Raw genomic sequence first — 23,878 nt, 5'->3', positions numbered from 1 at the left:
ACCGGAGCGCATATGCACATGACACTGCATCACCCTGAAGCCAGTCCCGAGCAACTGGCACGCGGCCTTGCAGCCGCCCTGGACGTGTTCCAGCGCGCGGGCGTCGACCCGCTTCGAGCGCTGGAAGCGATCGACAAGGAGGACGCATGGGACGGCAGCGGGTTCGACGACCAATACGCGCTGACGCCAGCCGAGCTGCACGTGCTCGAAGTGCTGGCCAGTGCCCAGGTGGCCGCCAACAACGCGTTGGGAAGCCTGCCCGGCAATCCCGCCCAGATCGAGTTCGAGTTTTAAGCCTACATGGCGGCGCGGGAAACGGCTTGGACTTCGCAGGCCGCGCTGTTCACAATCAGAGGCCGAAGACAACGGATTGCCCACATGAAAGCTCCCTCCGACAGCGCCGCGCTTGCGCTGCTGAACGAGCGCCGCGAACTGCTGCGCGGCATGGGGGCGTTTGCGGCGGTCAGCATGGCATCCGGAAGTGCGACGCTCACGTCCTGTGGCGGTGGAGGCGGAGGCGGAGGGGGAGGCGCTGGCGGACAGGCGACGCTGGCGGCTCTCGGCGCGGCTCCCGTGGGCGATCCAGCCGCAGGTCCCCCTCCCGCACCTTCGTCTTCACCTCCGCCGGCACCGCCTCCGGCGTCAGCGTCATCTGATGCGACGCCCGCGCCACCCTCTGCAGCAGCAACGCCGGCCCTCGGCGCCCACGCGCTCGCCTTCAACGCTGACGGCGTCACGTCTGCATCGCTGTCCACATCCGCCACGGCGACGCGTACGAGCGGAAGCACCCTGCTGGCTTGCGTCGGGCGAGGCTTGCTCGCTTCCGTCGCGCCGACGGACAACGCGGGCAATACCTTCGTCCAGCTCGGTGTGCCACACATCTACACGTTGTGGCCCAACTCCGGAACGAGCCTGTACGCCTGCGAGAAGGCGGTGGGCATGGTCGGCCACATGGTCACCGTGGCGAAGCCCAAGGTCACCGACGAAACGACCCTGAGCGTTGTCGAGATCACCAGCGGCGGGTCCTTGCGTGACGTCCAGTGGCGTGAGGTGTTGTCCGGTCAGGCCTTGACCAGCGCCGATGTCGCCACCACCGGCCCGGCGGTGCTCATCGCATGGTGGTGGGGTGATGCAGGCGTCGATCAGGACAAGACGGCCGTACCCAACAACGGCTTCGCGGTGATCGATTCGGTGCTGAGTTCGGGTGCGTTGGTGCAGGGCGCCGTTGCCGTCAGGCAGGTGGATGCGGCCGGCACCTACAACGTGACCTGGGTGTCGACGCCACAGCAGGGCGCACAGCTCTGGATTGTTGCAGTTCAGGCTGCCTGAACTGCTGCGCATCCGGCAAATCAGCCGTTGCGAAAGAGAAAGCTGTATGCGTTGAGCGCCGGCACTCCGCCCAGATGCGCATACAGCACCTTCGAGCCCGCGGGAAATTCGCCGAGCCTCACCTTTTCGATCATCCCGTGCATCGACTTGCCCTCGTACACCGGATCGGTGAGCATCGCCTCCATGCGCGCGCTCAGGCGAATCGCTTCGAGGGTTCCTTCGTTCGGCAGCCCATACTCGGGCCCGCCGAAACGGGTGTCGAGCACCACGTCCTTGGCGGTGATGTCGCGGCCGAGTTCGACCATCTCGGCCGTGTGCCGCGAGATGCGCAGAATCTGATCGAAGGTCTGCTGTGGCTTGGCCGATGCGTCGATGCCGATCACGCGATCGGCGCGCCCGTCGGCCGCGAAGCCGACCACCATGCCGGCCTGCGTGCTGCCGGTGACGGAGCAGGTGACGATGTAGTCGAACTTGAAGCCCAGCGCCGCTTCCTGCTGTCGCACTTCTTCCGCGAAGCCCACGAAGCCGAGGCCGCCCTTCGGATGCTCGGAGCAGCCCGCGGGAATCGGGAAGGGCTTGCCGCCGTCCCGGCGCACGCTGTCCATGGCGTCTTCCCAGCTCTTGCGGATGCCGATGTCGAAGCCGGCGGCGTCGAGCCGCACGTCCGCGCCCATGATGCGCGACATCTCGATGTTGCCCACGCGGTCGTACACCGCGTCGGAATAGTTGACCCAGTTTTCCTGCACCAGCACGCACTTCATGCCGAGGTGCGCGGCCACCGCCGCGACCTGCCGCGTCTGGTTCGACTGGATGCCGCCGATGGACACGAGCGTGTCGTAGCCGCCTTCGATGGCTTCGGGGATGAGGTATTCGAGCTTGCGCGTCTTGTTGCCGCCGAAGGCGAGGCCGCTGTTGCAGTCCTCGCGCTTGGCATAGAGCTCGACCTTGCCGCCCAGGTGTGCGCTGAGACGCCGCAACGGCTGGATGGGCGTCGGCCCGAAGGTGAGTGAATGGCGCGGAAATTTTTGCAGGTTCATGGAGCGATTCCTTGTTCAGGCGATGAAGCGAATCGTAGGAAGAATCGCGTGTTCGAGGGTTGCGAATTCGAGGCATTTCGCGACACTAAGGATCGAGCATCTAAAAAATTGGCAGGATTAATTTTGAGAAAGCCGCCATGAGCACAACAAAATTGCAAGCTAAGGATGAGCTGGATCGAATCGATCGGGCCATCCTGCGCGCGTTGCAGCGCGATGCGTCGGAGTCGAACGTGGCGCTCGCCGCCAAGGTCAACCTGAGTGCGCCGGCCTGCCTGCGACGGGTCGAGCGACTCAAGTCGATGGGGCTCATCAGGAAGGTGGTGGCGCTGCTCGATCCGGTGGCGCTGGACTTCGGCACGCTGGTGATGATCGGCGTCGTGCTCGACCGCTCCACGCCCGAGTCCTTCGCAAGCTTCGAAAAGGCCGTGCAGAAGGTGTCGGGCTGCCTGGAGTGTCACGTGGTCACGGGCGAATTCGACTACTTCATGCTGGTGCGCACGCGCGACAACGACAGCTACAACCGCCTGCACGCCGAGCAGTTGCTGTACCTGCCCGGCGTGCGGCAGATACGGACCTTCATGGTGCTCAAGCAGGTGCTGTCGACGACGCAGTTGCCGCTGCAGGCTTGAAACACATCATTTGGAGAATGGTCAGCGCGACACCGAAATGCTATGGTCATTGGCCGAACTGGCGCTGAAATCCTCACGCGCGATCGCAGTCTCGGATCCCCCGACCAGATTCCTGAAGGAGGAACACTGATGACTTCCAAGCCGATTTCCGAGCAGGATGCGCACGAGATTGCAGTCGATGCGTACATCTACTGCTACCCCCTCGTGACCATGGACCTCACGCGATTGCAGTCGACCAACATCGAGCCCGGCAAGGAATTCGGCAAGGGCCCGATGAACATGTTCGTGAACATCCCGGCCTATCCGCCCGCGGACATGAAGGTGGTGGTGCGGGTCAATTTCGACACCCTCTATTCCGTTGCATGGCTCGATCTCACCAAGGAGCCGCAGATCGTCTCCGCGCCGGACACGGCCGGTCGTTTCTATCTGCTGCCGATGCTGGACATGTGGTCCGACGTGTTCGCATCGCCGGGCTGGCGGACGACGGGCACCGAGGCCAGTGAATTCCTCGTCACGCCACCTGGCTGGAGCGGAAAGGTGCCGGAGGGCGTCACGCAGATCGCAGCGCCAACGTCCTATGTCTGGATCATCGGCCGCACCAGGACAGACGGTCCGGGGGACTACGACGCGGTCAGGGCTATCCAGGCGGGCTACCGCGTCACGCCGCTCTCGGGCCTCGGCAAGCCACCCGTCGCTTCGGCGGTGAAGATCGACCCCGGCGTCGACATGAAGACGCCGCCCAAGACCCAGGCCGACACCATGCCGGCCGCAAAGTACTTCGGCTATGCGGCGGAATTGCTCAAGCTGCATCCGCCGCATCTCACCGACCAGCCGATCGTCGCGCGGATGAAGCGCATCGGCCTCGAGCCGGGCAAGAGCTTCGACTTCGACAAGCTCGATCCGACGGTGCAGAAAGCGCTCGGCGGCGCGCCCGAGAGCGCGCAGAAGTTGATGGCCTGGAAGGTGGCGACGCTGGCGCGGGTCGCCAATGGATGGTCCATGAACACCGACACCATGGGCGTGTACGGCACCTACTACCTCAAGCGTGCGATCGTCGCCCAGTTGGGCCTCGGCGCCAACCTGCCCGAGGACGCGATCTATCCGCTGAACCTCGCGGACGAATCCGGCAAACCGCTTGCCGGGGCCAGCAAGTACGTCATCCACTTCGACAAGGGTGCGACACCGCCTGTGAATGCCTTCTGGTCCATCACGCTCTACGATGACGAAGGCTTCCAGGTGGCGAACACGCTGGACCGGTTCGCGCTGAGCAGCTGGATGCCCTTCGTGACGAATGCGGATGGATCGATGGACCTGTACTTTCAGAACGAGAGTCCCGGCAAGGACAAGGAAGCCAACTGGTTGCCTGCACCCAAGGGATCGTTCAACCTCACGATGAGGCTGTACTCGCCCAAGCCTGATGCGCTCACCGGGAAATGGAACCCTCCGGTCGTGAAGATGGTGTGAGCCTGCGGCCGGTGCGGGTTGCTCCGCCGCGAAGGCAGATTGCTCCTACATCGCGCGTCCCTCCGGCCTGACATTCTTGTTGTGCCTGGCCTCCATGCTTCATGGAAACGCAGTCAATCCATGCAGAAGGAGTTCAGATGAACGTATACGGTTCTGGGGCGACGCCGACTGTCGCCGATGAAGTGAGTGCGGTCGTGGACGACGCGCAAGTCATTGCAAAAACGCTCCCGGCGAAGGCGGCATGCTCGCCCGCACAGGCCCTGAAGGGTGGCTTCGATCATGCGCTCGACGAGACACGGGACTTCGTGAGCAGACAGCCCATGCAATCCATGGTGATCGCCGCTGCAGCGAGTTCGTTGCTGACCATGCTGCTGACGCGGCGCCCCCGCAGCAGGAATGACTGGCCGGGCAGCAGGTCGGGTGCCGACGCCGACTATTGAATCGAAATGGTCTTGTGTGTCGGCGACGCGTCGAAGATGAGCGTCGAAGGCCAGGGCTGCCAAGTCACACCGAGCGCTGACGGCGCATTCGGATCGCCACGCTTGGCGAACGCGCCAAGGCTCTTCATCATCGCGTGGGACAGTTCCAGCCGACCGGGCTTGTTCGCTGTCGAGTTGGCGACGTTCGCGAAGAGCGATGGTCCGAACGTGCCGAAGATGAACGGCAAGTCGAACGCGTGAGCGGCGCCGTAGATGTCGTTCCACGGTGCTGGCTCTTCATCCCAGTCGAAGCGGTAGTACCAGACCTCGTTCTGCTGCGCCTTGAGCGCGTTGAGGACGTTGTCGCGGCTCGCGATGAAGAAAAGTTGATTGAGCAGGTCCGTGCGCGCATTGAAGCCGGTGACCGGCGTCGCCACCGGGAGGTACTGCGCCGGGATCCACTGGTCGACACTTATCGTGGGCGGTGCATCGGGTTGATAGCTGAACTGTGTCGAGAACAGGACCGCATCGCTCACCAGCCGGCCGCTGACGCCGCCAAGCGCAGGTGACAGCGCAAGGAAGGTGGGGAACAGCTTGGCCTCGTCGCGGGTGTTCCCCGCGAGAACGGGAACCTGCAGGTAGTTGCCGGCCTGGATGGCGGCGACCGGGTCGACCGGCACCACGATGCCGTCGGGGATCGGCCCGGAGCCCGCCAATCCGAGTAGCGAGAGCTTGGTGAGCAGCGTCGTGAAGAGGGCCGCCGGACTCTTCGAGCGCAGATACGCCGCGATCTGCTGCGGTGTCTGGCTTGCCGCGTAGGCCGCAGCGGATGCGGCATCGGTCGCGAGGCCGTCGGCGATCAGTTGGTTGGTGAGAAGCGCGTTGCCCTGAGCGACGTACGTCGATTGCGGACTGAGCGTCGGGATACGGCCAGGCGCCAGGTTCGTTGCGAGCGATATGCCGCCGCTGAGCGGCACCGCGCGATGGAAGAGGGGGCGGCGGGCGTTTGTGATCACCGGCGACGTCTGGAGCGCGTAGACATTGATCGCGCCTGCCGATTGGCCCATCAACGTGACGTTGCGCGGATCGCCGCCGAAAGCGTCGATGTCGCTGCGAACGAACTCGAGCGCCTTGACGATGTCGAGCAGGGCGAAGTTCCCGGAGTCGCCCACGCCATTCGAGCCGGACTTGAGCTGCGGCAGATCCAGGAAGCCGAAGATGCCGAGGCGGTAGTTCACCGTCACGACGACGGCATTCGCCGTCCTGGCGAGCGCGGCGCCATCGTAGACCGGGTCCGCCGTATAGCCCGACACGTCGCTGCCGCCGTGGACGAAGACGATCACGGGCAGCTTGTCGTCGTCCCTGTCGTTGCCCCGTCGATCGTCCTTCGCCGGGCGCCAGATGTTCAGGTACAGGCAATCTTCGCTGCCGACAGCCTGGTTCAAGGTGGTGCCGATGGTCGCGTCATAGCGGTTGTTGGCACCGGGGCCATAGATGCGGCCGTACTGTGCGCACGCGTTGGCGAATGCCTGCGTGGCCCTCGGTCGATTCCAACGGTCGGGGTCGACAGGGGCTTTCCAGCGGAGGCTATCCACGGGGGGCTTTGCGAACGGGATGCCCTTCCATGCGTAGGTCCCCGTGGCGTCCGAATCGTCGATGCCGACGACCTTCCCGAAGTGCGTGTCCCGCTCGACGTCCGCAGAGCGTCCGTGCGCGCAGCACGGCGTCTGAGAAAGAAGCGCTGCACACGCGGCCACCAACCAGGCTGTACGCATCATGGTCTTGTCTCCTCCAGAAGGCCGCAACGGTAAGGGGCGCTGGTGGGGGTGCCTACGGGGTAAACCCGACGGACTGCCAGGAGCGAAGGCTGGGTCCCGACGGGCCCAGGGAGGATGACGATCGACAGACGCTTGAGGCCAGAATAGGCTGTCATTGCCGAACCCGATGCCCATCCAATGATCATCCGCCCCCGCCCCAACTGGCTGCACATGCTGTTTGTCTGGCGCGGTTCGGTCCTGCCCGTCATCGCGCCACAGTTGCTGGCGACCACTGCCTTCGCCGTCGTCGTCACGGTGCTGCATGGCCGCCTGTTCGCGTGGAAGATCCCGCTCAACTTCGTGCCGTTCTCGCTCATCGGACTGACGCTGGCCATCTTCCTGGGATTTCGCAATGGCACGAGCTATGCGCGATTCTGGGAGGCGCGCACGCTGTGGGGCACGTTGCTCAACGAGACACGCGCGCTGGTTCGGCAAGCGCTCACGCTGGCCGACGGTCCTGCCTCGGACGTCGCCACATTGACGGCGCGCCTGATCGCGTTCGTCCATGGCTTGCGTCATCAGTTGCGCACGACGGATCCGACCGCCGACTTCGAGCGCCTGCTGTCGGCGGAGGAATGTTCACGCTTGCAGCTTGCGCGCTACAAGCCCGCGATGCTGCTGCTCATGGCGGGCGAGTGGTTGCGAGACCGGCGCCGGGCGGGACAGTTGTCGCCGGCGCTGGTCCAGGCCATGGAAGGGCCGCTTGGCCGCCTGACTGAAACCCTCGGCGGTTGCGAGCGCATCGCGAGCACGCCGATCCCGTTCACGTACGCGGTGATCATCCATCGCACGATCTACCTCTACTGCGTGCTGCTGCCCTTCGGCCTGGTCGATGCGATCGGGCCGATGACGCCGGTGATCGTCGCCTTCATCGCCTACACCTTCTTCGCGCTGGAGGCGCTGGGCGCGGAGATCGAGGAGCCCTTCGGCACCCAACCCAATGACCTCGCACTCGACGCGATGTCGGCCATGATCGAGGCGACGCTGCGCGAAATGATGGGCGAAACCCTGCCGCCGCCCGAGGTCGCGCGGACCGGGTTCATTCAGACCTGAAGGCCCGCGAAGAATTCCTCAGCCGCGCTTCGTCGCGATCAGCGGCTTCACATCGGGCGCCTGCACGCGCGGGCGATCCGTCTCGACCTCCGACAAAGGCTCGACCTTCCGCATGCTCGCGAGACTGCGGCGCGTCAGGTCGTGGTACGTGCGCGTGCCTTCCAGCTTCCATGCCACTTCCTGATCGCTGAGTTCGCGCATCACCTTGGCCGGCATGCCGGCGGCCAGCGATCGCGCGGGGATCTTCTTGCCGGCGGGCACGAAGGCACAGGCGGCAACGATGGCGGCTTCGCCGACCTCGGCGTCGTCCATGACGACCGCATTCATGCCGACCAGTGCATTGCGCCGAATGATGCAGCTGTGCAGCACCGCGCCGTGGCCGATGTGGCCGTTTTCCTCGACGACCGTGTCATGCGCGGGGAAGCCGTGCACCACGCAAGTGTCCTGAAGATTGGAGCCGCGCTCGAGCACGATGCGGCCGAAGTCGCCGCGCAGCACGGCGCACGGACCGACATAGCAGTCCGGCCCGACGATGACGTCACCGATCAGCACTGCTTCGGGATGCACATAGGCGCTCGGGTCGATGACCGGCACCACCCCTTCGATGGAATAACAAGGCACGGCTGTCTCCGTAGTCAGGTGAGTGGACGCCAAGGGTTTACCCCAGCGAAAGAGGACTTGCACCCCATTGAAGTCGATCCTAAGATAAACCGACCGGTCGGTCAACAATACAAACAACCCGCATCGACACGGCCAGCCCCCCATCCTGACACTGGAGACACAGCTTGTCCGATTCACTTGTCCTCGCCTCACGGGAAGGCCCTGTCCTGACCCTCACGCTGAACAGGCCCGCCGCGCTGAACAGCTTCACCGGTGCCATGCACGAGCAGCTTCGCGCCGCGCTCGATGCGGCGGCGGCCGATGCGGGAGTCCGCTGCCTCGTTCTCACCGGCGCCGGACGCGGCTTCTGTGCCGGCCAGGACCTGGCCGATCCGATGGTTGCGCCTTCGCCTCCCGGCGAGCCGCCGAAGGACCTCGGACGCACGATCGAACTGCTCTACAAGCCCCTGGTGCAGCGCCTGCGTTCGATGCCCATCCCGGTGATTGCGGCCGTGAACGGCGTCGCGGCCGGTGCGGGCGCGAACCTCGCCTTGAACTGCGATCTGGTGCTGGCCAGCCAGTCGGCCAGCTTCATCCAGGCCTTCGCCAAGATCGGCCTCGTTCCCGATACCGGCGGCACGTGGCTCCTGCCGCGCGTCGTGGGCCGCGCGCGGGCCATGGGCTTGGCGATGCTCGGCGACAAGCTGCCCGCCGCCGAGGCCGAGCGCATCGGCCTGATCTGGAAGTGTGTCGAAGACGCAGCCTTGGCCGAAGAGGCCAACAAACTCGCCCAGCGCCTCGCCGCCATGCCCGTGAAGGCGCTGGCCGCCACGCGCAGCGCCATCGACGGCGCACAGCACCTCACGCTCGATCAGGCCCTGGACATGGAGGCCACCGTGCAGGCCGACCTCGGCCGCGCGCACGACTACCTCGAAGGCGTCGCCGCGTTCTCCGCGAAGCGCGCACCCCAATTCACCGACCGCTGAACACGCCATGTCTGCACTGCCAATCGAACGCACCCCCCAGCAGACCGCCGAGATGGTCCGCGAGCGCATGTACGCCAACGACCGCGCCGTCCAGGGCCTCGGCATGGACGTCGTCGAGGTTTCGCCCGGCCACGCCACGGTCACGATGACCGTTCGCGACCACATGCTCAACGGCCATGAGACCTGCCATGGCGGTTACCTCGCGGCGCTCGCCGACACGGCCTTCGCCTACGCCTGCAACTCGTACAACGAGCTCACCGTCGCTTCCGGGTTCTCGATCGACCTCGTTGCCCCCGCGCGCCACGGCGACGTGCTCACCGCCCGCAGCATCGAAATCTCGAAGGCCGGCCGCACCGGCGTCTACGACAGCGAAATCACCAACCAGCGGGGCGAACGTGTCGCCGTGTTCCGCGGCCGTTCCTACACCATCAAAGGCAAGCCGGCCGTGGCCGAGTGAGCGATCCAGGAGACATACACATGCCCACGAAGCAACCCGCCCCCGGCGAACTCGATGCGATCGAGACCGCCAGCCGAGACGAAGTACAGGCCCTGCAGCTGCAACGCCTGCGCTGGTCCCTGAAGCACGCATACGACAACGTGCCCCACTATCGCAAGGCCTTCGACGACAAGGGCGTCCATCCCGACGACCTCAAGCAGTTGAGCGACCTCGCGAAGTTCCCCTTCACGACGAAGAAGGACCTGCGCGACAACTATCCCTTCGGCCTCTTCGCCGTGCCGCGCGAACAGGTGTCGCGCGTCCATGCCTCCTCGGGCACGACGGGCAAGCCCACCGTCGTCGGCTACACGAAGAACGACATCGACACCTGGGCATCGCTGGTGGCCCGCTCCATCCGCGCAGCCGGTGGCCGTGCGGGCGACATCATCCACATCGCGTACGGCTACGGCCTGTTCACCGGCGGCCTGGGCGCGCACTACGGTGCCGAAAAGCTGGGTTGCACCGTCATCCCCATGTCCGGCGGCCAGACGGAAAAGCAGGTGCAGCTCATCCGCGACTTCCAGCCGGACCTCATCATGGTCACGCCGAGCTACATGCAGGTCATCATCGAGGAGTTCGTGCGCCAGGGCCTCGACCCGCGCGAAAGTTCGCTGAAGGTCGGCATCTTCGGCGCCGAGCCGTGGACCGAGGCGATGCGCCACGAGATCGAAGGCAAGGCCGGCATCGACGCGGTCGACATCTACGGCCTCTCCGAAGTGATGGGCCCCGGCGTGGCAAGCGAGTGCATCGAGTCCAAGGACGGTCCGGTCGTGTGGGAGGACCATTTCTATCCCGAAATCATCGACCCGGAGACGGGCGAAGTCCTGCCCGACGGCTCCGAGGGCGAGCTTGTCTTCACCTCGCTATCCAAGGAAGCGCTGCCGATCATTCGCTACCGCACGCGCGACCTCACGCGGCTGCTGGCTCCAACCTCGCGTTCGTTTCGCCGCATGGGCAAGATCGTCGGCCGCTCGGACGACATGCTCATCATCCGCGGCGTCAACGTGTTCCCGACGCAGATCGAGGAGATCGTGCTGCAGCACGCCAAGCTCTCGGGCCAGTACCAGATCAACGTGAGCCGCGACGGGCTGCTCGACACCGTCGAAGTCCAGTGCGAGCTGCAACCGCTGGCGGCATCGTCCACCGACGCTGCCGAAGTGCGCGAGATCACGCAGTGGCTGCAGGCGCGGATCAAGACGCTGGTCGGCATCACCACCAGCGTGACGGTGCTGGCACCCGATTCCATAGAACGCACGCTGACCGGGAAGGCCCGCCGCGTGATCGACAAGCGACCGAAATAGGCCACCACGCCTGAAAGGATCACGATGTACACGCAAGCCATGGACACGATGGGCAAGGAAGACGGCGGCAAGAAGGCCGTGCGTTCCGCCGAGGAAATGCAGCTCGAACAGCGCTTCGATGCTCGTATCGACGAAGGCGACTTCATCGAGGCGAAGGACTGGATGCCCGAACACTACCGCAAGACGCTGGTGCGCCAGATCAGTCAGCACGCGCACTCCGAAATTGTCGGCATGCTGCCCGAGGGCAACTGGATCACCCGCGCCCCCACCTTGAAGCGCAAGGCGATCCTGCTGGCCAAGGTGCAGGACGAGGCAGGGCACGGGCTCTACCTGTACTCCGCAGCCGAGACGCTGGGCACCTCGCGCGACCAGATGGTCGACGCGCTGCACACGGGCCGCGCCAAGTACAGCTCGATCTTCAACTACCCCACGCTGACCTGGGCCGACATGGGCACCATCGGCTGGCTGGTCGACGGTGCCGCGATCATGAACCAGGTGCCGATCTGCCGCTGCTCGTACGCACCGTATGCGCGCGCCATGATCCGCATCTGCCGCGAGGAAAGCTTCCACCAGCGCCAGGGCTTCGAGGCGCTGCTGACCATGATGCAGCACGGCACCGATGCGCAGAAGGCGATGGTGCAGGACGCGGTCAACCGCTGGTGGTGGCCGTCGATCATGATGTTCGGTCCACCGGACGACCAGTCGCCCAACTCCGCGCAGTCGATGCGCTGGGGCATCAAGCGCTTCTCCAACGACGACCTGCGCGCCAAGTTCATCGATGCCGCCGTCGACCAGGCGAAGGTGCTCGGCGTGACGCTGCCCGACCCCGACCTGAAGTGGAACGAGGAGCGCGAGCACCACGACCACGGACCGATCGACTGGAGCGAGTTCTGGCGCGTCGTCGGCGGCGACGGCCCCTGCAATCGCGAACGCCTCGGTGCCCGCGTGAAGGCGTGGGAAGACGGAGCCTGGGTGCGCGATGCCGCACTGGCCCACGCCGCCAAGCGCGCCGCCCCTCAACCTCTTGCCGCCTAGGAACCATCCAAATGAGCACCCCCGATACCTCCACCGCCGCCGAATGGCCCCTCTGGGAAGTCTTCGTGCGCAGCAAGTCCGGCCTGGACCACAAGCACTGCGGCAGCCTGCACGCGGCCGACCCGAAGATGGCCATCCAGATGGCGCGCGACGTCTACACGCGCCGCCAGGAAGGCACCAGCGTGTGGGTCGTGCGCTCGGACCAGATCGTCGCGAGCGATCCGGGCGACAAGGACATGTACTTCGACCCGATGGAAGACAAGGTCTACCGGCACCCCACCTTCTACCAGCTGCCCGGCTCGGTGGATCACATGTGAGGCCGTGATGCAAGGTTCCATCGCCATCGACCAGAGCCCGAGTGTGCAGTACCTGCTGCGCATCGGCGACACCTGCCTGATCCTCGGCCAGCGCATTGCCGAGTGGAGCGGACAAGCGCCCATCCTCGAGGAAGACATCGCCATGTCCAACATGGCGCTCGACCTCATCGGCCAGGCCCGTGCCGTGCTCACGCATGCGGGCAAGCTCGAAGGGCTCGGCCACGACGAAGACCAGCTCGCCTTCCTGCGCGACGAGAAGGACTACCGCAATCTCACGCTCGTCGAGCTGCCGCGCGGCGATTTCGCCTTCACCGTCCTGCGCAACGCGATGGCCGCCACCTTGATGAAGCTGCTCTGGGAGCACCTGCGCGATTCCAGCGACAGCGAACTCGCCGGCATTGCCGGCAAGGCGGTCAAGGAGGCGCGCTATCACCAGCAGCATGCGGCCGACTGGGTCGTGCGGCTGGGCGACGGCACCGACGAATCGCGCCAGCGCATCGAGAAGGCCCTGCGCGAACTCTGGCTCTACGTCCCCGAGCTCTTCGAATCCGATGCGGTGGAGGAGGCCGCGCATGCACAGGGCCTCGGCCCACGCTGGTCCGATCTGCGCGAGCCGTGGATGGCCGAGATGAAGACCATCCTCGACGAAGCGACGCTGAGCCGTCCCGACGAGGCTGCCTTCCGCAGCACCGGCAAGCGCGGCGTGCACACCGAGCACATGGGCTACATCCTCGCCGAGATGCAGCATCTTCAGCGCTCGTTCCCCGGAGGCGTGTGGTGAGCGCACTCGCAGCCGTCGCCACCACGCGCTCCGAGCAGGCGTGGGACGTGCTCGGCACCGTGCTCGACCCGGAAGTGCCGGCGCTGTCGGTGCGCGACCTCGGCATCGTGCGCGACGTCGTCGACCACGGCGAAGCGCTCGAAATCGTGCTGACGCCGACCTACTCGGGCTGCCCCGCCACGGAAGTGATCGAGCACGATGTGCTGCAGGCCATCGCGAAGGCAGGCCTCGGGCCCGCCAGCGTCACTCTCCAGCGCGCACCAGCGTGGACGACGGACTGGATCAGCGCCGAAGGCCGCCGCAAGCTCTTCGAGTACGGCATTGCGCCCCCTGGCCCGGCCGCACCGGATGGAGCCGTGCCCATCCGCATCTTCGGCCGAAGGGCCGAAGCGGTTGCCTGCCCGCGCTGCGGCAGCAGCAACACCGAGCGCCTCTCCGCCTTCGGTTCCACCGCCTGCAAATCGATGTACCGCTGCGTGTCGTGCCGTGAACCTTTCGAGCACTTCAAGCCGATCTGAAGAAAAAGAGAACTCCCCATGAGCGTCATCTTTCATCCACTGCAGGTGCGCGCGGTTGAACCCGACACCGATGAGGCCGTCGTCGTCTCCTTCGACGTCCCTACCGAACTGCGCGACGTCTTCGGCTTCACCCAGGGCCAGTACCTCACCTTGCGCAAGGACATCGACGGCCAGGACCTGCGCCGCTCGTATTCCATCTGCGCAGGTGTCGACGACGGCGAACTGCGCGTCGGCGTGCGCAAGGTCAAGGGCGGCACCTTCTCCAACTGGATCAACGAGCAGCTCCAGCCGGGCGACACCATCAACGTGATGGCGCCGCAGGGCCGCTTCTTCGTGCCGATCGAACCCGCGTCGCGCCGCCAGCACGTGGGCATCGTGGGCGGCAGCGGCATCACGCCGATCCTGTCGATCATGAAGACGGTCCTGGCGCGTGAGCCGCATTCGCGCTTCACGTTGATCTATGCCAACCGCAAGCTGCAATCCACGATGTTCAAGGAAGAACTCGAGGACCTGAAGAACCGCTACATGTCCCGGCTCGTGCTGCATCACGTGTTCTCCGGCGAGCCGACGGACGCGCCGCTGAACATGGGCCGCATGAACCGCGAGAAGCTCGGCGAGTTCCTGTCGACGGTCGTGCCGGCCAAGAGCATCGACCACGTCTACATCTGCGGCCCCTTCCAGATGAACGACGAAGCCGAGGCCGCGCTGCTGGCAGCCGGCGTGCCCGAGGAACACATCCACATCGAGCGCTTCGGCGTCGCCGCGCCGGAAGGCGCGCCTGTCGGTGCGGTCATCCACGAAGCGCGCCCCGGCGATGCCGAGCTGGCGAAGATCGTCATCATCCGCGACGGCCTGCAGCGCGAGATCGAGTTCCGCAAGGACCAGCCGAGCATCCTCGACTGCGCCTCGGCGGCCGGCATGGAAGTGCCGTTCTCGTGCACCTCCGGCGTGTGCGGCACCTGCCGCGCCAAGCTGGTCGAAGGCCAGGTCCGGATGGAGCGAAACTTCGCGCTCGACAAGAACGAGGTCGCAGCCGGCTTCGTGCTGACCTGCCAGGCCCATCCGCTCACCGAGCGCGTGGTGCTTTCATTCGACGAAAGATAAAGGCCATGAAGCACCCCCGAAGCGCCTGCGGCGCCTCCCCCTCCAGGGGGCGATACCAGCGGCCCGGCGAAGCCGGTTCCGCGGTATCCCTGGGATTTGGCTGCGCCCGGTTTATCCGTCGCGGGCCACTCGGTGGCGTGTTGGAGCGTTGATATGGCCCGAGGACGCTCAGCCGGATACGACGATCAGCGGGAGATGATCCTGGATCATGCCGCGCAGCTCTTCGCCAACCGCGGGTATTCGGCGACCTCGATGAACCAGGTGGCGGAGGCCTGCGGCGTCTCGAAGGCGCTGCTCTACCACTACTACCGCGACAAATACAGCCTGCTGGTGAGCATCGCCGAGAACCATGTGTCCCGCCTCGAAGCCCTCGTGGCCGACGTCGACAGCCAGAAGCTTGCGCCCGAGGCGAAGCTGCGCGAGCTGATCCGGCGCTTCGTCGAGGAATACGCCGGTGCCAAGCACGCGCACCGCGTGCTGACCGAGGACGTCAAGTTCATGGAAGACGCGGACCGCGAGCGTGTTCTCGGCACGCAGCGCACCGTCGTCAACGGATTCGCGCGTGCCGTGATCGAACTGCGGCCGGACCTGGAGAAGGCCGCGCTCGCCAAGCCGCTGACCATGCTGCTGTTCGGGATGATCAACTGGATGTTCATCTGGATGCGTCCCGACGGCGAGCTCGACTACGACGCGATGGCGCCCGTGGTCGCCGACCTGTTCCTCGGCGGGCTGCCGGCCGTGAAGGTGCCCCAGCGCATCGAGCCTATCGACGTCTGATTCCGATTTCGCCCCATCCCCTTCCACTTTCAATCAACCACCACGGAGACAACCGCATGAAATTCCTCAAACCTCTGGCCCTGGCCGCGATGCTGCTCGCCTCGGCGCTTGCGCAGGCAGACATCAATGTCGGCGTGACGGTCTCGGCGACCGGCCCCGCTGCCTCGCTCGGCATTCCCGAGAAGAACACGATCGCGCTGATGCCCAAGACCATCGGCGGGCAGAAGATCAACTACATCGTGCTCGACGATGCGAGCGACACCACGGCCGCGGTGAACAACACGCGCAAGCTGATCTCCGAGAACAAGGTCGACGTGATCCTCGGATCGACCACGACGCCGAACTCGCTGGCGATGATCGACGTGGCCTCCGAAAGCCAGACGCCGATGATCTCGATGGCCGCCTCGGCACGCATCGTCGAGCCGGTCGATGCCAAGAAGCGCTGGGTCTTCAAGACGCCGCAGAACGACATCATGATGTCGCTCGCCATTGCCGAGCACATGGCCGCCAACGGCGTGAAGACCGTGGGCTTCGTCGGGTTCTCCGACGCCTATGGCGAAGGGTGGTTCCAGGAATTCACCAAGGCCGCCGAACTCAAGAAGCTGCAGATCGTCGCCAACGAGCGCTACGCGCGCACCGACACCTCCGTCACCGGCCAGACCCTCAAGCTGATGTCGGCCAAGCCGGACGCGATCCTGGTTGCCGGTTCCGGCACGCCGGCCGCACTGCCGCAGAAGAGCCTCAAGGAACGCGGCTACACCGGAAAGGTCTACCAGACGCACGGCGTGGCCAATGCCGACTTCCTGCGCGTGGGTGGCAAGGACGTCGAAGGCACCTTCCTGCCGGCCGGCCCGGTGCTCGTCGCGGAACAGCTGCCCGCCAGCAATCCGGTGAAGAAGTCCGCGCTTGCCTATGTGACGGCCTACGAGGCCGCGAACGGCAAGGGCACGGTCTCGACTTTCGGCGCGCATGCGTGGGACACCGGCCTGCTGATGGCCGCCGCGGTGCCTGTCGCGCTCAAGAAGGCGCAACCCGGCACGCCCGAGTTCCGTGCTGCGCTGCGTGATGCCCTTGAGCAAGTCAAGGAACTGCCCGGCGCACACGGCGTGTTCAACATGACCGCCAACGACCACCTCGGCCTCGACCAGCGCGCCCGCGTGATGGTCAAGATCGAGAACGGCGCCTGGAAATACCTGCCCTCGACGAGCCCCTGAAATAGGCACACCCCCAGGCTTCGCGCACTTCGTGTCGCTGCGCCTACCCCCTTGCAGGGGGCGATACCAGCGGCCCGGCGGAGCCGGTTCCGCGGTATCCCCGGCGTCGCGCTTGACGGCGCTTGGCTTGATGGACTGATTGGAACGGACATGGATTTTCAGATTGCCTTGTTGCTGGGGCAGGACGGCATCGTCAATGGCGCGGTCTACGGACTGATGGCCTTGGCCCTGGTGCTGGTGTTTTCCGTCACGCGGGTGATCTTCATCCCGCAGGGCGAACTGGTGGCCTTCGGCGCGTTGTCGATGGCTGCGCTGACCGCCGGGCGTGTGCCGGCCACGCTGTGGCTGCTGATCGCGCTCGCTGTGGCGACCCTTGCGGTCGAAGGTTGGCGCTGGAAGCGCGGCGCCACGGTGGAGTGGAAGGCAACGCTCGTGTGGACGGTCGCGTTCCCCGTGCTGGCCTGCGCGATGGTGCTGGGCTTGCGGCCATCGTCGCTGGCGCTCCAGGCCGTCACGACGCTGCTGCTGATCACGCCGCTGGGGCCGCTGCTGTACCGGCTGACCTATCGGCCCCTTGCCGATGCCTCGGTACTGATCCTGCTGATCGTCTCTGTCGCGCTGCATGGCGTGCTCGTGGGGCTGGGGCTGCTCTTCTTCGGCGCCGAAGGCTCGCGCACGCCGGCCTTCTCGGAGGCGCGTCTCGATATCGGCGGCGTTCCGCTCACCGGCCAGTCGATGGTGGTGGTGGGTGTCGCTTTCGCACTGGTGGTGTTGATGTTCCTGTTCTTCGAACGCTCGATCGTCGGCAAGGCGCTGCGCGCCACGGCGATGAACCGCGTCGGTGCGCGGCTCATGGGCATCCCGACGGATCTGTCGGGTGACCTGAGCTTTGCGCTCGCGGCTTTGATCGGTGCAGTTTCCGGCCTCCTGATCGCGCCGTTGACCACCGTGTACTACGACACCGGTTTTCTCATCGGCCTCAAGGGCTTCGTCGCGGCAATCGTCGGGGGGCTTGCAAGCTATCCGATGGCGCTCCTGGGCGCCTTGCTTGTCGGTCAACTCGAAGCCTTCTCTTCCTTCTGGGCCAGCGCCTTCAAGGAGGTGCTGGTCTTCACGCTGATCATCCCGGTGCTCTGGTGGCGATCACTCCGCAGCCGTCACGTGGAGGATGAGGAATGACGCGACGCCACCTCACACTGCTCTTCGTCGCGGCGCTGGCACTCAGTTGGGCCTGGCTGCCCGAGTTCACCGTGACGATGTTCAGCTACATCGGCCTCTATTCGATGGTCGCCGCGGGGCTGGTCATGCTCACCGGCGTCGGTGGCATGACGTCCTTCGGGCAGGCGGCCTTCGTCGCCATTGGCGCCTATGCGACGGCATGGGTCTGCACCTCGCCGGCCGCTGCGGCAGCGCTGGGCGGCGTGGTCTCGCCGGGCCTGTTGCCGTGGGTCGGGCTCGTGCTGGGCCTCGTGCTCACCTTCCTCGTCGCATGGGGTCTGGGCGCGATCACCCTGAAGCTCTCCGGTCACTACCTGCCGCTGTGCACGATCGCCTGGGGCCTGAGCCTCTACTTCCTGTTCGGCAACCTGGAGTTCCTCGGCGGCCAGACCGGCATCACCGGCCTGCCGGCGCTGACCATCGCCGGCTTCTCGCTCGCGTCCCCGCGCGCGCTGGGCCCGCTGATCTGGGCCGCGCTGCTGCTGTCGCTGTGGGCGCTGCACAACCTGCTGGATTCGCGCGAAGGCCGCGCCATTCGCGCGCTCAAGTCCGGCCGGGTGATGGCCGAGTCGATGGGCGTCGACACCGCGCGCTACCGGGTCAAGGTGTTCGTGCTGGCGGCGCTGCTGGCGGCGTTGTCGGGATGGCTCTACGCGCACATGCAGCGCTTCGTGAATCCGACGCCCTTCAACCTCAACATCGGCATCGAGTACCTCTTCATGGCGGTGGTCGGCGGTGCGGGCCACCTGTGGGGTGCCGTGCTCGGCGCGACACTCATCACGCTGGTCAAGGAGCAGTTGCAGGACATCCTGCCAAAGCTGCTGGGCGCGAGCGGCAATTTCGAGGTGATCGTGTTCGGCTTGCTGATGCTCTTCGTGCTGCAGCGCTTCGCCGAAGGCCTGTGGCCGACGCTGGCGCGCGTGTCCGGCCGATTCCTGAAGCCGCATCCCGTCCCACCGGCCAGGGCGATGGCGCCGCTCGCGAGCCGCATGCTGCCCACCGCGGGCGAAATGCTGCTCGAAGCCGACAAGGTTACAAAGCGCTTCGGCGGCCTGGTCGCCAACAACGCGGTCGCGATGACGCTGAAGGCCGGCGAGGTGCACGCGCTCATCGGCCCGAACGGTGCCGGCAAGAGCACCTTCTTCAACATGATCTCCGGCGTCGACGACCCGACCGAAGGCGAAGTGCGCCTGATGGGCGCGTCGATGAACGGCAAGCCGTCGCGCGACTATGCCGCGCGCGGCCTGGGACGCACCTTTCAGCACGTGCGTCTGCTCGGCACGCGCAGCGTGCTGGAGAACGTGGCGCTCGGCGCGCACCGGCGTGGACACCGCGGCTGGCTTTCCGCGATGCTGCGGCTGGACCGTGCCGAGGAAGCCGCGCTGCTCGCCGAGGCGCGCCGGCAGATCGAGCGCTGCGGCCTGGCCGAGCATGCCGACGCGCCTGCAGCCTCGCTGGCGCTCGGCCAGCAACGCGTGGTGGAGATTGCACGCGCGCTGGCGGGCCAACCCGCCGCGCTGCTGCTCGACGAACCCGCCGCCGGCCTGCGCCATCTGGAGAAGCAGGCGCTCGCGACCCTGCTGTCGCAACTGCGCGCCGAAGGTCTCGGCATCCTCGTCGTCGAGCACGACATGGAGTTCGTCATGAACCTGGCAGATCGCATCACGGTGCTGGAATTCGGCACCGTCATCGCCGAAGGAACACCTGCCCAGGTGCAATGCAACCCCCGTGTGCTCGACGCCTATCTGGGCGGCAGCGACGAACCGATCGCGATGGCCGCATAGCATGGAACTCACCCCCAGCCTCGCCCACTTCGTGTGGCTCTGCACCCCTCTCCGGGGGCGCATCCGGCGGCCCGGCAAAGCCGGTTCCGCGGGTGCTCGTGCCTGCGAACGGTGCGACTCACGGTGGAATTGACATGAACACACTCCTCGAACTCCAGGATTTCAGCGTCTCGTACGGTGCCGTAGAGGCCGTGCACGGCATCGCGTTGCGCGTGGACGAGGGCGAGATCGTCACCGTCATCGGTCCCAACGGCGCCGGCAAGACCACCCTGCTGTGCGCGGCGATGGGCCTGCTGCCTTCGACCGGCAGCCTCACGCTCGCTGGCGAGCGTATCGCGAGGCCCAGCGTCGAGGCGATGGTCGCGCGCGGCGTGGCACTCGTGCCCGAGCGCCGCGAACTCTTCGGCGAGATGTCGGTCGAGGACAACCTGCTGCTCGGCGGCTTCTACCGATGGCGCACCGGCAAGCGTGACCAGCGCGAGCGCATGGAGGAGGTCTTCGCGATCTTCCCGCGCCTGAAGGAACGCCGCGCGCAACTCGCCAGCACGCTGTCCGGCGGCGAGCGGCAGATGCTGGCGATCGGCCGCGCGCTGATGGCGCGGCCGCGCCTGCTGATGTTGGACGAACCCTCGCTCGGCCTCGCGCCGCTGATCGTGCGCGAAGTGCTGCACGTGGTGTCGTCGCTCCGCTCGCACGGCGTCTCGATGCTCCTGGTGGAGCAGAACGCGCGCGCCGCCCTGCAGGTGGCCGATCGCGGCTACGTGCTGGAGACTGGTGCCGTCGCACTCACCGGTGAAGCGCAGGCGCTGCTGCACGACCGCCGGATCATCGATACCTACCTCGGCCTCGGCAACAAGAACGCTGTTGCGGCCTGATCAACCTCCGGAGATTCTCATGACCCAGATCCTTCAAAGCTTCATCGGCGGCCGCTGGTTCGGCGAGCAGGGAGCGCAAGTGCTCCGCAGTGCCGTCAATGGCCGTCCGGTCGCCAGTACGCATTCCGAGTCGATCGACTTCGGCGAAGCGCTCCACCATGCGCGCACTGTCGGCCTGCCCAATCTGCTGGCCATGGATTTCCAGCAGCGCGCGCAGCGCCTTCGCGCTATCTCGAAGTACCTCGCGGAGCACAAGGAAGAGCTCTACGCGATCTCGGCCCATACAGGCGCCACGCGCGCCGATAGCTGGATCGACATCGAAGGCGGCGCAGGCACCCTGGCGGCCTACGCAGGCATCGGTGCGGGCGAACTGCCCTCGGGCAACCTCGTGCACGAAGGCCCCGCCATGCCGCTCGGCAAGAAGGGCGGCTTCGCCGGCACGCACATCCTCGTGCCGCGTCGTGGCGTGGCGGTGCACATCAACGCCTTCAACTTCCCGGTGTGGGGCCTGCTGGAAAAGTGGGCGCCCAGCTTCCTCGCGGGCATGCCCTGCATCGGCAAGCCGGCGACTTCCACCAGCTACCTGACCGAAGCGCTGGTGCGGCTGATGCACCGTTCGGGCCTGCTGCCGGAAGGCAGCCTTCAGCTCGTGATCGGCAGCACCGGCGATCTGCTCGACCGTCTCGACGGCGCCGACGTCGTCACCTTCACCGGCTCGGCGGACACCGCGGCCAAGCTGCGTGTGCATCCGAACATCGTGCGCCAGTCGATCCCGTTCAACGCCGAGGCCGATTCGCTGAACTGCGCGATCCTCGCCCCCGATGTGTCGCCCGACGACGAGGAGTTCGATCTCTTCGTCAAGGAAGTGGCGCGCGAGATGACGGTCAAGTCGGGCCAGAAGTGCACCGCGATCCGCAGGGCCATCGTGCCGCGCCAGCATGTGGATGCGGTCGCCGAGAAGCTGCGGGCGCGTCTTGCGAAGACGGTCGTGGGCGATCCTTCGCGCGAGGACGTGCGCATGGGTGCGCTGGCATCGCACGCGCAGCAGGCCGACGTGGCCGAGCGCGTGCGCATGCTGATGGAGGGCGCGGAACTGGTCTATGGCGCGCGCGACGGCTTCTCGCCGCAGGGCGAGGGCGTGGCCGAAGGCGCGTTCTTCTCGCCGACGCTGCTGCTGTCTCGCGATCCGCTGCGTCATGACGCCGTGCACGATGTGGAAGCCTTCGGCCCCGTGAGCACGCTGATGGCCTATGACGGCCTGGACGAAGCGCTGGCGCTTGCCGCGCGCGGTCGTGGAAGTCTTGTCGGCACGCTGGTCACCAAGGACCCTGCAACGGCCGCCAAGGCCGTTCCGGTGGTCGCTGCGTACCATGGCCGCCTGCTCGTGCTGGACCGCGAGGCCGCGGTCGAATCGACGGGCCATGGCTCACCGCTGCCCTTCCTCAAGCACGGCGGCCCCGGTCGCGCGGGTGGTGGCGAGGAGCTCGGCGGCCTGCGCGCGGTCAAGCACTACCTGCAGCGCGCAGCGGTGCAGGGCTCGCCAACCATGCTCGCAGCGGTCACCGGCGAGTACATGCGCGGCGCGAAGCTCAACGAGTCGGAAGTGCATCCCTTCCGCAAGCACTTCGAAGACCTGGCCATCGGCGATTCGCTGCTGACGCATCGCCGCACCGTCGGCGAGGCCGACATCGTTGCCTTCGGTGGCATCTCCGGCGACTACTTCTACATGCACTTCGACGAGGTGGCGGCGAAGGAGAGCCCCTTCGGCAAGCGCATCGCGCACGGCTACTTCGTGCTGTCCGCGGCGGCAGGCCTGTTCGTCTCGCCGGCGCCCGGCCCGGTGCTGGCCAACTACGGGCTCGACACGCTGCGCTTCGTCAAGCCGGTCGGCATCGGCGACACGATCCGCGCGCGCCTCACCTGCAAGCGCAAGATCGACCGCCAGAAGAAGGACGCCAACGGTGTCGGTCAGGGCGTGGTGGCGTGGGACGTGGAAGTGACCAACCAGGACGGCGAACTCGTCGCAAGCTACGACATCCTGACGCTGGTCGCGAAGCGCGGCTGACAGGGCGCGTCCGGACCTGACGCGCACCGCCGCCGACTTCCTACAGCGGCGCGCGGCGGTGCAAACTACGGTGCCAGCCTGGAGATCCACGCCATGCCCGCATCCAAGACCCCTGCGCCGCGCGTCCTGTGGAAGGGCGCGATCAGCTTCGGCCTCGTCCACATCCCGATCGCTCTGTATTCGGCCACGGTCGATCACGCCATCGACTTCAACTGGCTCGACAAGCGCACCATGGACCCGGTGGGCTACAAGCGCATCAACAAGAAGACCGGCAAGGAGATCGCGCGCGAGCAGATCGTGAAGGGCATCGAGTACGAGGACGACCAGTACGTGGTGCTCAGCGACGAGGAGATCTCGGCGGCCTACCCCAAGACCACGCAGACCGTCGAGATCGAGGCTTTCGTTCCGGCGGACAGCATCCCCTTCGTCTATCTGGAGCGGCCCTACTACGTGGCGCCGATCAACCGGGGCGGCAAGGTCTACGCGCTCCTGCGCGAGACACTGCAGCGCAGCGGCCGCATCGGGGTCGCGCGCGTCGTGATCCAGACCAAGCAGCACCTGGCGGTGCTCGTGCCCGCCGGCCCCGGGCTGGTGCTGAACCTGCTGCGCTGGGGGACGGACATCCGGCCCTGGAAGGATCTGCCGCTGCCCTCGGAAAGCATCAGGAAGGTCGGCTTGACCGAGCGCGAACTCAAGATGGCGAAGGAACTGGTCGACGACATGAGCGCAGACTGGGATCCGGACGACTACAAGGATTCCTTCAAGGACGAGATCATGAAACTGGTCGACGAGAAGGTGGAAGCCGGGCAGACCGAGGAAGTGACCCAGCCCGAGGCCGAGGAAGAAGAAACAGGCAAGCGCAGCGCGAAGATCCTCGACCTCACCGACCTGCTGCAGCGCAGCTTGCGCAAGGGCGGCAAGGCAGATGCGGAGAAGGACAAGACGGAGCCTGAAGAGAAAACCGAGGCGAAGGCCAAGCTCCGGAAGCCAGCGGCCAAGAGCGCGGCGCGCAAGCGCACACCCGCCAAGACGGCAGCCCGTCGCAAGGCAGCCTGAGGC

Annotated in this window: 24 protein-coding genes; 21 read left to right on the top strand and 3 right to left on the bottom strand. The window is 66.1% G+C overall.

Annotated elements, in window-relative coordinates; translation table 11 throughout:
* Positions 1-18 precede the first annotated feature (18 nt).
* Complete coding sequence (locus AC1D3B_RS18610) at positions 19-294, top strand: hypothetical protein (RefSeq protein WP_478192138.1); 276 nt, start codon at positions 19-21, stop codon at positions 292-294.
* Between the two features lie 84 nt (positions 295-378).
* Positions 379-1,329: a hypothetical protein gene (locus tag AC1D3B_RS18605; RefSeq protein WP_478192137.1), complete on the top strand. Its 951-nt coding sequence runs from the start codon at positions 379-381 to the stop codon at positions 1,327-1,329.
* A 20-nt stretch (positions 1,330-1,349) separates the two neighbouring features.
* Here the strand turns inward: AC1D3B_RS18605 and AC1D3B_RS18600 are convergent, their stop codons facing one another.
* Complete coding sequence (locus AC1D3B_RS18600; protein WP_478192136.1) at positions 1,350-2,366, bottom strand: 1-aminocyclopropane-1-carboxylate deaminase; 1,017 nt, start codon at positions 2,364-2,366, stop codon at positions 1,350-1,352.
* Between the two features lie 137 nt (positions 2,367-2,503).
* Between AC1D3B_RS18600 and AC1D3B_RS18595 the strand changes: the two genes are divergently transcribed.
* From AC1D3B_RS18595 to AC1D3B_RS18585, 3 genes are all read left to right on the top strand, one after another.
* Complete coding sequence (locus AC1D3B_RS18595) at positions 2,504-2,995, top strand: Lrp/AsnC family transcriptional regulator (protein WP_478192135.1); 492 nt, start codon at positions 2,504-2,506, stop codon at positions 2,993-2,995.
* Between the two features lie 129 nt (positions 2,996-3,124).
* Positions 3,125-4,459: a DUF1254 domain-containing protein gene (locus AC1D3B_RS18590; RefSeq protein ID WP_478192134.1), complete on the top strand. Its 1,335-nt coding sequence runs from the start codon at positions 3,125-3,127 to the stop codon at positions 4,457-4,459.
* A gap of 137 nt (positions 4,460-4,596) precedes the next feature.
* Entirely contained in the window at positions 4,597-4,899 is a 303-nt protein-coding gene (locus tag AC1D3B_RS18585; protein ID WP_478192133.1) for a hypothetical protein, read from the top strand.
* On the opposite strand, the gene AC1D3B_RS18580 is transcribed toward AC1D3B_RS18585, so the two are convergent.
* Complete coding sequence (locus tag AC1D3B_RS18580; protein WP_478192132.1) at positions 4,893-6,656, bottom strand: carboxylesterase/lipase family protein; 1,764 nt, start codon at positions 6,654-6,656, stop codon at positions 4,893-4,895. The two genes, AC1D3B_RS18585 and AC1D3B_RS18580, sit on opposite strands and share 7 nt — an antisense overlap.
* A gap of 177 nt (positions 6,657-6,833) precedes the next feature.
* On the opposite strand from AC1D3B_RS18580, the gene AC1D3B_RS18575 reads away from it, so the two are divergent.
* Positions 6,834-7,748 carry a bestrophin family protein gene (locus AC1D3B_RS18575; protein WP_478192131.1) on the top strand — a complete coding sequence of 305 codons (915 nt, stop codon included), beginning with the start codon at positions 6,834-6,836 and terminating at the stop codon, positions 7,746-7,748.
* Positions 7,749-7,766: 18 nt separating this feature from the next.
* Here the strand turns inward: AC1D3B_RS18575 and AC1D3B_RS18570 are convergent, their stop codons facing one another.
* Positions 7,767-8,369, bottom strand: a complete 603-nt coding sequence (locus tag AC1D3B_RS18570; RefSeq protein ID WP_478192130.1) for a phenylacetic acid degradation protein PaaY — start codon at positions 8,367-8,369, stop codon at positions 7,767-7,769.
* A 164-nt stretch (positions 8,370-8,533) separates the two neighbouring features.
* Between AC1D3B_RS18570 and paaG the strand changes: the two genes are divergently transcribed.
* The 15 genes from paaG to ku all read left to right on the top strand — a co-directional run bounded on the left by paaG (position 8,534) and on the right by ku (position 23,875).
* On the top strand, positions 8,534-9,334 hold the full coding sequence (paaG, locus tag AC1D3B_RS18565; protein ID WP_478192129.1) for a 2-(1,2-epoxy-1,2-dihydrophenyl)acetyl-CoA isomerase PaaG: 801 nt from the start codon (positions 8,534-8,536) through the stop codon (positions 9,332-9,334).
* A gap of 7 nt (positions 9,335-9,341) precedes the next feature.
* Complete coding sequence (gene paaI / locus AC1D3B_RS18560) at positions 9,342-9,791, top strand: hydroxyphenylacetyl-CoA thioesterase PaaI (RefSeq protein ID WP_478192128.1); 450 nt, start codon at positions 9,342-9,344, stop codon at positions 9,789-9,791.
* 20 nt (positions 9,792-9,811) lie between these two features.
* Positions 9,812-11,131, top strand: coding sequence for a phenylacetate--CoA ligase PaaK (gene paaK / locus AC1D3B_RS18555; RefSeq protein ID WP_478192127.1), 1,320 nt, complete (start codon positions 9,812-9,814; stop codon positions 11,129-11,131).
* Positions 11,132-11,155: 24 nt separating this feature from the next.
* On the top strand, positions 11,156-12,166 hold the full coding sequence (gene paaA, locus AC1D3B_RS18550; protein WP_478192126.1) for a 1,2-phenylacetyl-CoA epoxidase subunit PaaA: 1,011 nt from the start codon (positions 11,156-11,158) through the stop codon (positions 12,164-12,166).
* Positions 12,167-12,177: 11 nt separating this feature from the next.
* Positions 12,178-12,483, top strand: a complete 306-nt coding sequence (paaB, locus tag AC1D3B_RS18545; protein WP_478192125.1) for a 1,2-phenylacetyl-CoA epoxidase subunit PaaB — start codon at positions 12,178-12,180, stop codon at positions 12,481-12,483.
* 7 nt (positions 12,484-12,490) lie between these two features.
* Complete coding sequence (gene paaC / locus AC1D3B_RS18540; RefSeq protein ID WP_478192124.1) at positions 12,491-13,264, top strand: 1,2-phenylacetyl-CoA epoxidase subunit PaaC; 774 nt, start codon at positions 12,491-12,493, stop codon at positions 13,262-13,264.
* Entirely contained in the window at positions 13,261-13,782 is a 522-nt protein-coding gene (gene paaD, locus AC1D3B_RS18535) for a 1,2-phenylacetyl-CoA epoxidase subunit PaaD (RefSeq protein WP_478192123.1), read from the top strand. The genes paaC and paaD overlap by 4 nt, the downstream gene beginning before the upstream one ends.
* A gap of 18 nt (positions 13,783-13,800) precedes the next feature.
* Positions 13,801-14,886 (top strand): 1,2-phenylacetyl-CoA epoxidase subunit PaaE, encoded by a 1,086-nt coding sequence (gene paaE / locus AC1D3B_RS18530; RefSeq protein WP_478192122.1) that lies wholly within the window; start codon positions 13,801-13,803, stop codon positions 14,884-14,886.
* Positions 14,887-15,039: 153 nt separating this feature from the next.
* Complete coding sequence (locus AC1D3B_RS18525; RefSeq protein WP_478192121.1) at positions 15,040-15,663, top strand: TetR/AcrR family transcriptional regulator; 624 nt, start codon at positions 15,040-15,042, stop codon at positions 15,661-15,663.
* A gap of 56 nt (positions 15,664-15,719) precedes the next feature.
* Positions 15,720-16,877 (top strand): ABC transporter substrate-binding protein, encoded by a 1,158-nt coding sequence (locus tag AC1D3B_RS18520; RefSeq protein WP_478192120.1) that lies wholly within the window; start codon positions 15,720-15,722, stop codon positions 16,875-16,877.
* A gap of 150 nt (positions 16,878-17,027) precedes the next feature.
* Entirely contained in the window at positions 17,028-18,056 is a 1,029-nt protein-coding gene (locus tag AC1D3B_RS18515; protein ID WP_478192119.1) for a branched-chain amino acid ABC transporter permease, read from the top strand.
* Positions 18,053-19,879, top strand: a complete 1,827-nt coding sequence (locus AC1D3B_RS18510; protein WP_478192118.1) for a branched-chain amino acid ABC transporter ATP-binding protein/permease — start codon at positions 18,053-18,055, stop codon at positions 19,877-19,879. Before AC1D3B_RS18515 ends, AC1D3B_RS18510 begins: the two co-directional genes overlap by 4 nt.
* A gap of 134 nt (positions 19,880-20,013) precedes the next feature.
* Positions 20,014-20,754: an ABC transporter ATP-binding protein gene (locus AC1D3B_RS18505; RefSeq protein ID WP_478192117.1), complete on the top strand. Its 741-nt coding sequence runs from the start codon at positions 20,014-20,016 to the stop codon at positions 20,752-20,754.
* 19 nt (positions 20,755-20,773) lie between these two features.
* A complete protein-coding gene (paaZ, locus tag AC1D3B_RS18500) occupies positions 20,774-22,819 on the top strand; it encodes a phenylacetic acid degradation bifunctional protein PaaZ (RefSeq protein ID WP_478192116.1) in 2,046 nt (681 codons plus the stop codon).
* A 93-nt stretch (positions 22,820-22,912) separates the two neighbouring features.
* Positions 22,913-23,875 carry a non-homologous end joining protein Ku gene (gene ku / locus AC1D3B_RS18495; RefSeq protein ID WP_478192115.1) on the top strand — a complete coding sequence of 321 codons (963 nt, stop codon included), beginning with the start codon at positions 22,913-22,915 and terminating at the stop codon, positions 23,873-23,875.
* The last annotated feature ends 3 nt before the right edge of the window (positions 23,876-23,878 follow it).

The sequence above is a fragment of the Variovorax sp. P5_A3 genome, assembly GCF_056400665.1.
Note: the sequence above shows the minus strand (reverse complement) of the source record. Positions and strands in the feature narration are given on the sequence as shown.